The sequence below is a fragment of the Deinococcus apachensis DSM 19763 genome (assembly GCF_000381345.1).
Lineage (GTDB): Bacteria > Deinococcota > Deinococci > Deinococcales > Deinococcaceae > Deinococcus > Deinococcus apachensis.
In genome coordinates this window covers 43,110-56,388 of sequence record NZ_KB906408.1, presented here as the reverse complement: position 1 = coordinate 56,388, position 13,279 = coordinate 43,110, and the positions used below count along the sequence as shown (strand labels likewise).

Here is a 13,279-nt window from a genome sequence, read left to right as displayed (position 1 = left end):
GCGCGAGAGGGAGAGTAGCATGGGTTTCCAGGGTTTGCAAGTCCGGCTCTCAGGCCTGGGCGCCTCCCGGCATGATCGTCCCCGGATTCACACCCAGACGGTCGAGGGCGGCCTGCCAGCGCCCCGGCACCGGCACGTCCCAGATCAGCTCGGGCGTGTCCTGCTCTACCCACAGCCAGGTGCCCTCGCGGGCCTCGTCGGCAAGCTGGGTGGGGGCCCAGCCGGTATAGCCCAGCATCAGCATGAACTCCTGGCCGGAGGCCGCGACAGCGTGGAGCACGTCCAGGCTGCTTGTCACCAACAGGCCCGGGGCTAGGCGCATCTCGCCCTCCAGGTTCAGCGGCGTGCGGTAGAGGCACCAGCCCACGCCGGGTTCTACCGGGCCGCCCGCCCACACGCTGCCTGTCTCACCCCCGGTTAGATCGGGCAGCAGTTCGGCGACGCTCTGAGCCAGCGGCGCCGTCACGAGCAGGCCCAGAGCGCCCGTCTCGTCGTGTTCCAGCAGCAGGATCACGGCACGCTCGAAGAAGCTGCCGCGCAGGTGGGGGCTGGCGACCAGGAACGTCAGGGGCGCGGTCATACGGTCTCAGGATAAAGCGCCAGGCTGGGTGGGGCCGTTGAGGACCACTTCACCGGAGCAAAGCAGCTCCCCCGTCACGCGGGGTGGGCGGGGGAGCTGGAAAGGGGAGAGGTCCTACGCGCTCGCGCCGGGGCTGCGGCGGCTCGTCTTGCGTGCCTTGGGGGGTGGGGGGGTCACCCCGCTGGCCTCACGCGGGGTCTCCAGCGCCTTCAGGCCGCCGACCAGGGCCACGTCCAGCACCTCGTCCACCGTCTCGCAGGGGTGGAAGCGCATGGAGGAGCGCAAGTGAAGCGGGATGTCGCGCAGGTCGGGCTCGTTCGCCTTGGGCATGATGATGTGCTTGATGCCCGCGCGCCGGGCGCCCAGCACCTTCTCCTTCAGGCCGCCGATGGGCAGGTAGCGCCCGGTCAGCGTCATCTCGCCCGTCATCGCCACGTCGTGCCGGACAGGAATGCCGCTCAGGGCCGAGATCAGGCTGGTGGCCATCGCGCCGCCCGCGGAGGGGCCTTCCTTGGGGATCGCCCCGGCGGGCACGTGGATGTGAATTTCGGAGTTGTCGATCCGCTCGCGGTCGAGGTGGAAGCGTTCGGCGTTGCTCTTGGCGTACGTCAGGGCGGCGCGGGCCGACTCCTTCATCACGTCGCCGAGCTGGCCGGTCAGGACCAGGCCCTTGCCGGGCATCACCGAGGTCTCCACGAACAGGATGTCACCGCCGACGGGTGTGTAGAACATGCCGGTGGACACGCCGACCTTGTCCTCCTGCCCCTCGGTCTCGGGCACGTAGCGGGCCTGGCCGAGGTAACGGTCAAGCTCCTTGTCGGTCACCTTGGCACGCTTGATCTCCCCGGTCGCGATGCGGCGGGCGACCTTGCGGGCCACCGTGCCGATCTCGCGCTCCAGGTTGCGCACGCCCGCCTCGCGGGTGTAGTGGCTGATCAGCCGCTCCAGCGCCGCGTCGGTGAAGGCGATCTGGTTGGGCTTGAGGCCGTTCGCGGTGATCTGGCGGGGCAGCAGGTAACGCTTGGCGATCTCCAGCTTCTCCTGCTCGATGTAGCTGGAGAAGTCGATGACCTCCATGCGGTCCATCAGGGCCGCCGGAATCTGCTCGGGGTAGTTCGCGGTGGCGATGAACATGACCTCGCTGAGGTCGAACGCCACGCCGAGGTAGTGGTCGGTGAAGTGCTGGTTCTGCGCGGGGTCGAGGACCTCCAGCAGCGCGGCCGAGGGGTCACCCTGGTAGCTGGAGCCCAGCTTGTCGACCTCGTCGAGCAGGATCACCGGGTTCTTGGTGCCCGCCGTCCGCATGCCCTGGAGGATCCGGCCGGGCATCGCGCCGATGTAGGTGCGGCGGTGGCCACGGATGTCGCTCTCGTCACGGGCGCCGCCCAGCGCAATGCGGACGTACTTGCGGCCCAGCGCCTTGGCGATGCTCTGCGCGATGCTCGTCTTGCCCACGCCGGGAGGGCCGGTGAAGACCAGAATCGGCCCCTTGTTGACCTCGGAGGCCTCGATCTCGCCGCGCTCGGCCCGCTCCTTGCGCAGGCGGCGCACAGCCAGGAACTCCAGCACGCGGTCCTTGACCTTCTCCAGGCCGTAGTGATCGTCGTCGAGGATCTTGGCGGCCTCGGGTACGTCCAGGCGGTCGTCGCTGCGGACGTTCCAGGGCAGCTCGGTGATCCAGGTCAGGTAGGTGCGGATGACCGAGGCCTCGGCGGCGTCGGGGTGCATCCGGGCCAGGCGGTTGACCTCGCGGTCGATCTCCTTCTTGACCTCAGGGGATAGACCCAGCGCGTCGATCTTGGCGCGGAAGGCCTCGGCCTCGTCGGCGTCCTCGCCGTCGTCGCCGCCCTGAAGCTCCTTCTGGATGACCTTCATCTGCTCGCGCAGGTAGTACTCGCGCTGGTTCTTGTCGATCTCTTCCTTGACCTGCGCGCGGATGCGGGCCTGCACCGCCTGGACTTCCTGCTCGGTGTCCAGCAGGGTCAGCACCCGGCGCACCCGGTCGGTCACGCGGGTGGCCTCCAGGATAGCCTGCTTGTCCTCCAGCTTGAAGTCGAGGTTGAAGGCGATGTGGTCGGCCATCTCGCCGGGGTCATCCTTGCCCTGGATGGCCTGGACACTCTCGGCGCTGACCTTGCCGTTCGACGCTACGCTCTCGAACTTCTCGCGCAACTCGCGGCTCAGGGCCTGGAGTTCCACCGGGTCGCCCGGCTCGGAGGGCAGCGCCTGGATGTCGGCCTTGAGGAAGTCGCCCCGGGTGTAGCGGGTCACGCGGGCGCGCGACACGGCGGCGACCAGCATCTGCACGGTGCCGTCGGGGTTCTTGCGGACGCGCAACACGTTGCAGGCGGTGCCGACGTCATACAGGTCGCTGCCCTGGGGGTCGTCCACATCCTTGTCGCGCTGGGACACGATCAGGATGACCTTGTCCCCGGCCATCGCGGCCTCAATGGCATTGATCGAGATGGCGCGGCTGGCGTCGATATGCTGCACCATCGTCGGGTAAATCACGCTGCCGCGCACCGGGCATACAGGCACGCTGGCGGGCAGGCGGGTGGGTTGGTTGTCGGTGGGCATGGAGGCTCCTTTCGCCCGAAGTGGTTCTGGGAAGGGTTCTCTGGTAGAGAGGATACCAGGAAACTTGAGTGCGACTATATCAACCTTTTGGGGTTGAGGCAAGTCCGCACGCACGCTCCGCCACGTGGCCTGGAGCACGTCTGCCACGCCAAAACCTTACGCCCCGCCGTCTGACACTACCCTCACGGGAGGCTGACGCAACGTTTAGCGTTGAAGGGGCAGTTTTCCAGTGGGTTGCCTCATACTGGCTCCATGCCCCGCGTCCGCTTTCGGCTGTCCGCCCCGCCCCCTGTGCCCGGGGCCACCCTCTTCCTGACCGGCGACCACCGTGCCTGGAGCAGCGACCCGGAGAGGTGGACCTTTCAGGACGGCCCCGGCAGTTCCGAACTGAGCGCCGAGTTTCCCGAGGGCGCGCTGCTGAACGTGAAGGTCCGCGCCCGGCACCCCGACGGCACAGTCACCGAGGAGGGCGACGCCTGGGGAGGCCGTGCCCCCGCCCACCGGGCCGTCGTGCGTGGCGACACCACCGTCGACCTGACCCTCGCCGGGTGGCAGGACGAGCGGGAGGGCCGGGACCGCCCCTGGCGCAGCGCCCTACCACGCGAGACCCTCACGCTGGCGGCCCCCTGGGGCGAGCAGGCCGTGCGGCTGTGGTGGCCGGAGGGCCAGGACGGGGAGTTGCCGCTGCTGATCCTGCACGACGGCCAGAACGTGTTCGACGAGGGGCCGACCTTCGCGGGCGAAAGCTGGGACGCCGCCGGGGCCGCGCGGACACTCGCGGACGAGGGCTTCCCCTGCCGCATCGCCGCCCTGCCGGTGAACCACGAGCGCAGCCGCCGTTACGTGCCCTTTCCCTTTGAGCTGAACGGGCATGACTCCGGGGCCGACGAGTACGCCGATTGGGTGAGGGAGACGCTGCTCCCGCACCTGCACGCGCGCTTCGGGTCCGTGCCTCCCAGTCGGGTCGCCCTGGCCGGGTCGTCCTTCGGGGGCCTGATCACCGCGTACGCGGGCCTGCGCGACCCGGGCACCTACGGCACGCTGGGGGTGTTCAGCCCCGCCGTCTGGCCCGCCGACTTCGCCTTCCTGCGCTGGCTGGAGGAAAGAAGCGACCCGCAGGCCCGCGTGTGGCTCGACATGGGCGACCATGAGGGGAACAGCCTGGAGAGCGCCGCCGAGATCGTGGTGCTGACCCGCGACCTCGCCGCCCGCCTGCGCCCCAGGGTGGCTGAGGTGCATCTCACCATCGGCGAGGGCCACTGGCACGACGAGCCCGCCTGGCGTGCCCGTTTCCCCGATTTCCTGCGGTGGTGGCTGACCGGGCTGGAGGGGGCTAAGCCAGCAGGCTCCGTGCGATGATCAGCTTCTGGATCTCGCTGGTGCCTTCGTAGATCCGCAGCAGGCGCTGGTCACGGTAGTAGCGCTCGATGGGTGAGTCCTTCATGTAGCCCATGCCGCCCGCGACCTGCACGGCCTTGTCCGCCACCTGCGAGAGCATCTCGGTCGCGTGGTACTTCGCCACGGAGGCCATGCGGCGCACGTCCTGCCCCCCGTCCACCATCCAGGCGACCTTCTGCCACAGCAGTCGGCTGGTCTGGATGGCGACCTCCATCTCGGCGAGCATGAACTGCACTGCCTGGAACTCCGCGATGGGCTGCCCGAACTGCTCGCGGGTCTTGGCGTGGGCGATGGAGAGGTCGAGAAGACGCTGCATCGCCCCTGTCGAGCGCGCGGCGATCCCCACCCGCCCGTTCGTCAGGATGCCCAGCGCCTCGCGGTAGCCCAGATGTTCGGGGCCGAGGAGGTTCCCGGCGGGAATCTCGGCATCCTCGAAGATCACCTCCGCGGAGAGGGCGCCCTTCTGGCCCATCTTCTCGTCGACCTTGCCGATCTTGATGCCGGGCGTGCTCTGTGGCTCAACCAGGAAGGCGCTCATGCCACGCGTTCCCTTGGACGGGTCCGTGATGGCGATGACGGTCAGCAGCCCCGCGATGGGCGCGTTCGAGATGTAGTGCTTGGTCCCGTTCAGGACGTAGCAGTCGCCCTTCTTCTCCGCCCGGGTGCGGATGTTCGCCGCGTCCGATCCACTGCTCGGCTCGGTGATGGCGAAGCCCGCGATGCACTCGCCGCTTGCCATGCGGGGGAGAAACCGCCGCTTCTGCTCCTCGGTCCCCAGCTTCACCAACCCGCTCGTGCCGATGGAGGCGTGGGCGCTGATCACCCCGCCGAAGCCCATGTGCCCCTGCCCCATCGCCTCGTACACGGCGCAGCGGCCCAGGGCGCCCAGCCCGACGCCGCCGTACTCCTCGGGGATGCTCAGGCCGAAGAGGCCGAGTTCGGCGGCCCCCCGCATCAGCTCGCCCGGCACCCGGTTCGTCTCCTCGATCTCGTGGGCGCGGGGCTCGACCACGTCCAGCATGAAGTCGCGGACGGTCGCCTGCACGTCCCGCAGGTCCTCGGGCAAGTTGAATTCCATAGGTGCGGACAGGGTAGCGCCCGGAGGAGGGTGGGGGGCGAAGCTTCCCTCCCCCGCTGTCCGTCCTCCCGGGCGCCTAGAACCTGAACGCGGGGTTCCAGGCCCGGTTCTCGGCCTTGAACACCAGCCACAGGGCCCCGGCCGTGTCGCTGAAGAAGAGTTCCAGGTGGTTGCTGAGTGGCTGGTACTTCACCGCTAGGTCCCCGCCCGGAGCGGCGACCCCGGCGGCCGTGAGCCCGACGGGCGGCTTCCAGGCCCCGTTCTGGGCCTTCCAGAGGAGGGTGACCCCACCATTCGCGCCGATGGTGAAGACCTCGAGCTGATTGTTGGGTGGATAGAAGGAGGCCGTGATCGACCTGCCCGGGACACCGATGCCCGGCGGGCTGATGCCGACCGGCCGGTTCCAGGCGCCGTTCTGCGCCTTCCAGATGACGTTGACCGTGCCGTTGTTGTCCACGAAAAAGGCCTCGAACTGGTTGTTCGGGGGATAGAACTGGAGGGTGATGCCCGCACCCGCCGGGGCGAGGTTGGCGGCGGAGATGCCGACCGGGGCGTTCCACGCGCCGTTGTTCGCCTTCCAGGCCACGCGGACGGCGCCGTCGTTCGCCACGAACAGCGCCTCAAGCTGGTTGTTCAGCGGGTAGAACGCGGCGCTGATGCCTCCCCCCGGGGGAGCGACGTTCGGGGGGCTGATCCGGGCAGGCGCATTCCAGCGGCCATTCTGCGCTTTCCACAGGACGTTGAGGGCACCACCCGCATCGAAGTACAGCACCTCAAGCTGGTTGTTCGGGGGGTAAAACACGGCGCTCAGGTCGCCCCCCGGCCGGGTGGTGCCCGGCGCGGTGAGCCGGACCGGTTCGGACCAGGGGCCGTTGTTGGCCTTGAAGGTCACGTAGACAGCACCGTCATTTGCGGCATAGAACGCTTCCAACTGGTTGCCCAGCGGGTAGTTGATCATGGCGATGTGGGCATTTTGCGGCAGGAACCCCGGCGCCGACAGGAAGACGGGCCCCTTCCAGATGGAGTTGTTGGTTTTCCAGACCAGGCCCAGCGCCCCGGCCGGATTGACGAACAGAGTTTCGAGTTGCTGGCTGTTCCCGGCGATGTAGGAGGCCATCGCCAGCCCGTTGCCGGGGACGGGGGTCGCGCCCTTGCCGTACAGGACGTTCACGCCCAGCCGGTCCAGGTCGCTGAGCTGGCCGTTGCCGTTCCAGTTCGGGTTGCAGTAGTTCATGACCGAGGCGGTGTCGTACGGCGTGACGAAATAGTCGGGGTCGGTGCCCTGGTGGGCAAGGGTGCAATTGAGCCGGTCCGAGCGGTTCTGTTCGTGAGCGATCCCCAGCGCGTGGCCGAACTCATGCACCGCGATGGCGTCGATGCAGAACTGCCTCGTCGTCTTGCAGCTCGTGCCGAAGTTGTTGAAGGTGAAGTTCAGTTGCATGCCGTTTCGCACGCCGTCGAGGTTGTTCCCCAGCCCCTGCGTGTGCGGGTTGTTGTCGATGATCTGGATACGAATGCCCCGCGTGTTCCTGGCACACAGACCCCAGCCCACGAAGCGGACGGCGGAGGCCGTCTCCCAGGTCCGCCGCACGGCCTGCCGCACCCAGCCCCGTTCCTGAGCGAAGGTGCCTGGGTTCTCCCAGCAGACCGGAATCTGGGGCGACGCCCACACGCTCTCCCGCTGAATGCTGAGCGGTTGCTGGGTGGTGCCGACGTTTTCCCTCTGCGCCTGAGCCGCGCCCGCCATTCCGAACGCTGTCAGGCAGCCCAAGACGACCTGCTTCATCCCTCCGCGTCCCGTCCCCATCGCTGGCCTCCTGTCCTCCAGCGGTCCCGGCTGTCAATCAGACGTTTACAGGTGGAATTTTTGGTGGATATGGCGGAAAGAGGAGCTCAAGAAGTGTGTAGATATACCCGTCTGGTTGTTCATGCCGGAAATCGGCCGCGTCAACCATGGTGTAAGGCTGTGGCCTCTTTCTGACGTGCTGCCGGATGATGCGGTGTGCAGGTGGCCTCCCGCCATTGACATGGGACTGGGTCTCCTCGCTGTAGGCCCGGCCCGGCAGTGACCACCAACGCTCCTTCCTCAAGGATGGTCCTTGGGGTGTGGTTGAGAGGCCGGGGTGGCTCCGTGCCCGCAGGGCTGGGGCCAAGCCGCCCGCATCGGTCCAGCGGCGCCCATCCTTGCTTCGGGGGGCCCCGGGCAGCGTGGGCAGGATCGGCGAGACGTCCGGGCTTCTCGTCCATGCTTTCGTCCTCGGGCCGCCCGTCAGACGGCAGTTGCGGAAAGCTCAAGGGTTCGCGGCGAACGGGGCACGCCAGCGGTCAGGCGGCCCTCCTCCCGGCGGTACGGCGCGGGGTAAGTTCCACCATCCTACCAAACCCGCTGGCGCTGCCCGCATTGACACCCCGCCCGACCCCATCTAAGATGTGTGGGCCTGCGAAGGCATGTGCGGTGGGTTTAGCTCAGTCGGTTAGAGCGCCGCTCTGTGGAAGCGGAGGCCGTGGGTTCAAATCCCATAACCCACCCCAAGTTCTCCGGCCTGCCGCGGTCAGTGGCGGCCGGATTTTTCTTTTGAGTCCAGGTGTGCGGGGATGGCGGAACTGGTAGACGCACCAGACTTAGGATCTGGTTCCCGTAGGGAGTGAGGGTTCAAGTCCCTTTCCTCGCACCAAAAAAGGCTTTTGCGGCAAGGCGAGCGGTCCCCGGTTCCCCCGGCGGGCCGCTTCGCCCTGTGGTGTCGCGCGAGGGGCGCCCGAGGCACTATGATGCGCGGCGGCATGTCGCGCGCCCGGGACCCCCAGCGCAGGCGGCACAGGCACACAGAAGCACACCGCTCCCCGCACGCGGGTGACCGCGCGGGCGGAAGACGGGGCGGCAGGATGGGAGACGTATGGCAGAGCTGATCAGTCGTGAAGGCAACAAGGTGCAATTCCGGGTCGCGGTGCCCGCCGCCGAGGTGAACCGCGCCTACGAACAGGTGTGGGCGGGGCTGGCCCGCGACGTGCGCGTGCCCGGCTTCCGGCCCGGCAAGGCGCCCCGCAAGGTCCTGGAGGGCCGCGTGGGCAAGGGCTACGTGGAGAACGAGGTCCGCGACCGCCTCCTCCAGGCGCACTACCCGCAGGCCGTGCGCGAGCTGAAGCTCAGCCTGGTGGACGCGCAGATCGAGCCTGGCAGCCTGACCAGCGGGCAGGGCTTCGACTTCACCGTGCGGGGCGAGACGTACCCCGAGGTCACGCTGGGCGACTGGCGCGGCGCGCAGCTCACCGCCGCCGCCCCCGCGATCACCGACGAGGTGCTGGAGCGGACGCTCGCCGACCTTCAGGAGCGCAATGCGACCTTCCAGACGGTGGAGCGCCCCATCGAGGCGACCGACCAGGTGACCATCGAGGAACTCGGCGAGGAGGGCGGCTCCTACCCCGTGTACCTCGATGTGGCCGAACCGCACGTCCGCGACGCCCTGATCGGCAAGAACGTCGGCGACGAGGTCGAGATCACCGTCCCGGCCCACCAGCACGGCGACCATGAGCACCCCGCCCACACCGTCCGGGTGCGGGTGCAGGGCGTGCAGACCAAGCAGCTTCAGGAGCTGAACGACGAGTTCGCCAAGAGCCTGAACTTCGACGGCCTCGACCGCCTGCGGACCGAGCTGCGCGCCGAGCTGGAGCGCCGCGCCCGCCAGGAGGGCGACGCCGCCCGCCGCGAGGAGTTCATCAACCACCTCGTGGACGGGATGCAGGCGGACATTCCCCAGGCCCTGCTCGACCGCCGCCGCGAGGCAATGCTGGAGGAGATCCGCGACGACCTGGGCCGTCAGGGCGTGAAGTGGGGCGAGTACGAGGGCTTCATGCAGGAGCAGGGCAAGCTCGACGAGTTCATGGCCGACCTGGCGAAGAACGCTGAGAGCCGCGTGAAGCGCGACCTGGCCCTCGAAAAGCTCGCCGAGAACCTGGGCGTGCGCGTCAGCGACGCCGAGTTCAACCAGACCATGAACAGCCTGGCCCAGGCCAACAGCCTGACCCCCCAGCAGCTCCAGAGCCAGCTCGGGCCGGAGGGCCTGAACTCCTACTACATCAGCCTCACGCGGGAAAAGGCGCTCCAGCAGGCGCTGACGCAGCTCGGCGGTGCCGGGCAGGCGCAGGTGGGCGGGCAGGAGACCGCCGAGGGTAGCGTGACCAGCGACGGAGAGGCGGCCGCGGATGGCACGACGACCGAACCCAGCATCAGCGCTCAGCAGGCTGAGGCGGCCAGTGAACAGACCGGCGGCGAGAGCGGAAACGCCGCGCCCGCTCAGCCAGAGGAGCAGGCCGGGGAGCAGCCCCAGGAGCAGCGCGGGGAGTAATCCTCCATTCAAAAGAAGAGGGGGTGTGGCTTGTCGCCGCGCCCCTTCTCTCCTTTTGGGTGGCTCCGCTTGTATCCTGTCCCAATTTCTGGACGATTCCTTGAACGGCTGTTCAAAGAATGCTAGCGTTCCCCCATGACCTCCTCCCCGACTCCCCCCCGACCCAGCATCGGCATCACGGCGCTGGGCACGTACGCCCCGCCGCGCGTGGTCACAAACGCGGATTTCGAGACGCGGATGGACACCAGCGCCGAGTGGATCGAGAGCCGCACCGGCATCCGCGAGCGCCGCTTCGCCGCTGAAGGCGAGTACACCTCGGACATGGGGGTGCGGTCGGTGCAGGACCTGCTCGCCCGTGACCCCGATGCGCTGCGGGACGTGGACCTCGTGATCTGCGCGACCGCCACGCCGGATGCCCTGTTCCCGTCCACCGCCGCGCTCATTGCCGGGCAGGTAGGGCTGACGGGGGCGGGCGCCTTCGACCTCTCGACCGCATGCAGCGGCTTCGTGTACGGGCTGGGCATGGCGCAGGGCCTGATCCTGGGCGGCACCGCTCGGCGGGTGCTCGTGGTGGGCGCGGAGGTGCTCTCGCAGCTCGTCGATCAGGACGACCGCGGCACCGCCATCCTGTTCGGGGACGGCGCGGGCGCGGCGGTCGTCGGCCCGGTGCCCGAGGGCTACGGCTTTCAGGACTTCGTGCTGGGAGCGGACAGCGCGGGTGGACCCAGCCTCTACGCCCGCTGCATGGCGGATCGCCTTCCCAACGGCTTCCCGATGGGCGACCGGGTGGGCATGAATGGCCGCGAGGTGTTCAAGTTCGCCGTGCGCGTGCTGGGCGACAGTGGCCGTCAGGTTCTCGCCAAGAGCGGGCTCAGCAGTGGGGACGTGGACTGGGTCATTCCTCACCAGGCGAACGTGCGCATCATCGAGGCGGCCAACGAACGCTTCGGCGTGCCCATGAGCAAGACGGTGATGAACCTCGACCGCTACGGGAACACGTCGAGCGCCTCGGTGCCCCTCGCGCTGCGCGAGGCGGTGGACGACGGGCGGGTGCGAGAGGGACAGCAGCTCCTGCTCGTGGCCTTCGGTGGCGGCCTGAGCTGGGGCTCCTGCACGATGAAGTGGTGGGGAGGGGCTCCCAGCCTGACCGCCCTGGCGCAGCGGGCCGAGGTGACGGCGTGAAGATCGCCGCGCTGTTTCCGGGTCAGGGCTCCCACGCGGTGGGGATGGGCGCGGACCTAACCGCTGCCTTCCCCGAGGCAGAGGTCCTCTACGCCGAGGCGGAGGCGACTCTCCCCGGCCTGCGCGCGTTGATCGAGAGCGGGCCGCTCGAAGCCCTGACCCTCACCGCGAATCAGCAGCCCGCGCTCGTCGCCGCGTCGGTCGCCGCGTACCGGGCGTGGCAGGCCCAGACGGGGTTGACTCCCGCCTTCGCCGCCGGGCACTCGCTGGGCGAGTATTCGGCGCTCGTCGCCTCCGGGGCGTTGGGCCTCGCGGACGCGCTGCGCCTGACCCGTCGTCGCGGCGAGCTGATGCAGGAGGCCGTCCCCGTGGGCGTCGGGGCCATGAGCGCCGTGATGGGCGACCCGAACGTGGTGCGCGAGGTCTGCGGGGCGGTGGAGGGCATCGTGCAGCCCGCCAACTTCAACGCGCCGACCCAGACCGTGATCTCCGGGGACAAGGCCGCCGTGGACGCTGCCGCCGCCGAACTCAAGGGGCGCGGCCTCAAAGTCATCCCCCTCAAGGTCAGCGCGCCCTTCCACTGTGCCCTGATGGCCCCTGCGCAGGATGCTCTGACGCCTGACCTCCAGGCCACCTCTTTCGCCCCGTTCGCTTTCCCCGTTTACGCCAATGTGACCGCCGAGGCGAACAGCGACCCCGCCGCCCTGCCTGACCTGCTGGCGCAGCAGATCACCGGGAGCGTGCGCTGGGTGGAAACCATCCGGGCATTGGCAGAGGCGGGGGCCGACGTGTTCATCGAGTTCGGCCCCGGCGCGGTGCTGACCGGCCTGGTCAAACGTATCCTGCCCGAGGCCCGGACGCTGAACGTGGGGACAGCGGAGCAGGTGCGGGGCTTTCAACTTTCAGCCGCCAGCAGCCAGAATTGAACGTTGTTGGCTGGCCGTTGAAAGCTGGCGACTCATCCAAGGAGCCCCATGACTGGACCCCAACCCCATAAAATCGCCCTCGTGACCGGCTCTAGCCGTGGCCTGGGCCGCGCGATGGCCCAGGCCCTGGCCCAATCGGGCTTCGGCGTGGCCGTGCATTACGGCCGGAATCAGGCGGAGGCCGAGAAGGTGGCCGACGAGATCCGCGCCCTCAGTGTGTCCGTCCAGGTCTTCGGCGCCGACCTCTCCGACCCGGCCAACGCCGGAACACTCGTGGAGGACGTGATTAAAGCGATGGGCCGCCTCGACGTTCTGGTGAACAACGCCGGAATCACGCGCGACACCCTCGCCGTCCGCATGAGAGACGACGACTGGAACGCCGTGCTGGACACCAACCTCACGAGTGCCTTCACGGCCAGCCGCGCGGCGATCAAGCACATGATGCGCGCCCGCTCGGGCCGGATCATCAACATCGCCTCGGTGGTCGGCCTGATGGGTAACCCCGGGCAGGCCAACTACGTCGCCAGCAAGGCGGGCCTGATCGGGCTGACCAAGGCCCTTGCCAAGGAGTACGGCGGGCGCGGCATCACCGTGAACGCGGTCGCCCCCGGCTTCATCGAGTCGGACATGACGGGCCAGCTTTCACAGGACGTGCAGAAGGCGTACCTGGGCAGCATCCCCCTTGCCCGCTTCGGCCAGCCGGAGGAGGTCGCCGCCCTCGTCGCCTTCCTGGCCTCGGACGCGGCCGGGTACATCACTGGGCAGGTCATCGGGGTGGACGGCGGGCTGTACCCGCACTGAGCACGGGATTCCGCTTGAACCCCGTCCAGTCTCGCCCGCATTTCGGGACTTCACGTGTAGACTGGCGCAGACTTCAGTTTTGAGGAGGTACTTACACATGGCGAATTTTGAGGATGTGAAGGACGTGATCGTCGAGAAGCTCGGCGTGGACGCGGACAAGGTGACCCCGGAGGCGCGGTTCGTCGAGGACCTGGGCGCGGACAGCCTGGAGACGGTCGAGCTGATCATGGGGCTGGAGGACCGCTTCGGCATCTCCATCAGCGACGAGGACGCCGAGAAGATCCGCACGGTGCAGGCTGCCGTCGATTACATCGGCTCGAAGCAGTAGGAGTACATTCAGGCCGGACGGCGCGGGGTTCTTCCCGGCACCGTCCGGTTTTGCCGCTGTCCGGCA

The 13,279-nt window shown here is 68.4% G+C and carries 10 protein-coding genes and 2 tRNA genes; 8 read left to right on the top strand and 4 right to left on the bottom strand.

Annotated features, from left to right (window positions below; translation table 11 throughout):
• Positions 1 to 49: 49 nt before the first annotated feature.
• Both F784_RS0114950 and lon read right to left on the bottom strand, forming a co-directional pair.
• Complete coding sequence (locus F784_RS0114950) at positions 50 to 580, bottom strand: YqgE/AlgH family protein (RefSeq protein WP_019587534.1); 531 nt, start codon at positions 578 to 580, stop codon at positions 50 to 52.
• A 114-nt stretch (positions 581 to 694) separates the two neighbouring features.
• Positions 695 to 3,157 carry an endopeptidase La gene (gene lon, locus F784_RS0114945; protein WP_019587533.1) on the bottom strand — a complete coding sequence of 821 codons (2,463 nt, stop codon included), beginning with the start codon at positions 3,155 to 3,157 and terminating at the stop codon, positions 695 to 697.
• Between the two features lie 252 nt (positions 3,158 to 3,409).
• On the opposite strand from lon, the gene F784_RS0114940 reads away from it, so the two are divergent.
• Positions 3,410 to 4,516, top strand: a complete 1,107-nt coding sequence (locus F784_RS0114940; RefSeq protein ID WP_019587532.1) for an alpha/beta hydrolase — start codon at positions 3,410 to 3,412, stop codon at positions 4,514 to 4,516.
• Here the strand turns inward: F784_RS0114940 and F784_RS0114935 are convergent.
• Entirely contained in the window at positions 4,491 to 5,633 is a 1,143-nt protein-coding gene (locus tag F784_RS0114935) for an acyl-CoA dehydrogenase family protein (protein WP_019587531.1), read from the bottom strand. The two genes, F784_RS0114940 and F784_RS0114935, sit on opposite strands and share 26 nt — an antisense overlap.
• Positions 5,634 to 5,709: 76 nt before the next feature.
• The gene (locus tag F784_RS24670; RefSeq protein WP_019587530.1) at positions 5,710 to 7,419 is read right to left on the bottom strand and encodes a M12 family metallopeptidase; all 1,710 of its coding nucleotides are present in this window, start codon (positions 7,417 to 7,419) and stop codon (positions 5,710 to 5,712) included.
• 669 nt (positions 7,420 to 8,088) lie between these two features.
• On the opposite strand from F784_RS24670, the gene F784_RS0114925 reads away from it, so the two are divergent.
• The 7 genes from F784_RS0114925 to acpP all read left to right on the top strand — a co-directional run bounded on the left by F784_RS0114925 (position 8,089) and on the right by acpP (position 13,213).
• Positions 8,089 to 8,165: transfer RNA gene (locus F784_RS0114925), tRNA-His, on the top strand.
• Between the two features lie 57 nt (positions 8,166 to 8,222).
• Positions 8,223 to 8,308, top strand: a tRNA-Leu gene (locus tag F784_RS0114920).
• A 219-nt stretch (positions 8,309 to 8,527) separates the two neighbouring features.
• Positions 8,528 to 9,976 (top strand): trigger factor, encoded by a 1,449-nt coding sequence (gene tig, locus F784_RS0114915; RefSeq protein WP_019587529.1) that lies wholly within the window; start codon positions 8,528 to 8,530, stop codon positions 9,974 to 9,976.
• Between the two features lie 135 nt (positions 9,977 to 10,111).
• The gene (locus F784_RS0114910) at positions 10,112 to 11,158 is read left to right on the top strand and encodes a beta-ketoacyl-ACP synthase III (RefSeq protein ID WP_019587528.1); all 1,047 of its coding nucleotides are present in this window, start codon (positions 10,112 to 10,114) and stop codon (positions 11,156 to 11,158) included.
• Complete coding sequence (gene fabD, locus F784_RS0114905; RefSeq protein ID WP_019587527.1) at positions 11,155 to 12,084, top strand: ACP S-malonyltransferase; 930 nt, start codon at positions 11,155 to 11,157, stop codon at positions 12,082 to 12,084. Before F784_RS0114910 ends, fabD begins: the two co-directional genes overlap by 4 nt.
• A gap of 48 nt (positions 12,085 to 12,132) precedes the next feature.
• Positions 12,133 to 12,885: a 3-oxoacyl-[acyl-carrier-protein] reductase gene (fabG, locus tag F784_RS0114900; protein ID WP_026332503.1), complete on the top strand. Its 753-nt coding sequence runs from the start codon at positions 12,133 to 12,135 to the stop codon at positions 12,883 to 12,885.
• Positions 12,886 to 12,982: 97 nt separating this feature from the next.
• On the top strand, positions 12,983 to 13,213 hold the full coding sequence (acpP, locus tag F784_RS0114895; protein ID WP_019587525.1) for an acyl carrier protein: 231 nt from the start codon (positions 12,983 to 12,985) through the stop codon (positions 13,211 to 13,213).
• Positions 13,214 to 13,279: the final 66 nt, after the last annotated feature.

Coding starts and splice junctions, on each gene's coding strand:
- tig (WP_019587529.1), top strand. CDS start 8,528: ATGGCAGAGCTGATCAGTCGTGAAGGCAACAAGGTGCAATTCCGGGTC.
- F784_RS0114940 (WP_019587532.1), top strand. CDS start 3,410: ATGCCCCGCGTCCGCTTTCGGCTGTCCGCCCCGCCCCCTGTGCCCGGG.
- F784_RS24670 (WP_019587530.1), bottom strand. CDS start 7,419: ATGAAGCAGGTCGTCTTGGGCTGCCTGACAGCGTTCGGAATGGCGGGC.
- lon (WP_019587533.1), bottom strand. CDS start 3,157: ATGCCCACCGACAACCAACCCACCCGCCTGCCCGCCAGCGTGCCTGTA.
- F784_RS0114910 (WP_019587528.1), top strand. CDS start 10,112: ATGACCTCCTCCCCGACTCCCCCCCGACCCAGCATCGGCATCACGGCG.
- acpP (WP_019587525.1), top strand. CDS start 12,983: ATGGCGAATTTTGAGGATGTGAAGGACGTGATCGTCGAGAAGCTCGGC.
- F784_RS0114950 (WP_019587534.1), bottom strand. CDS start 580: ATGACCGCGCCCCTGACGTTCCTGGTCGCCAGCCCCCACCTGCGCGGC.
- fabG (WP_026332503.1), top strand. CDS start 12,133: ATGACTGGACCCCAACCCCATAAAATCGCCCTCGTGACCGGCTCTAGC.
- F784_RS0114935 (WP_019587531.1), bottom strand. CDS start 5,633: ATGGAATTCAACTTGCCCGAGGACCTGCGGGACGTGCAGGCGACCGTC.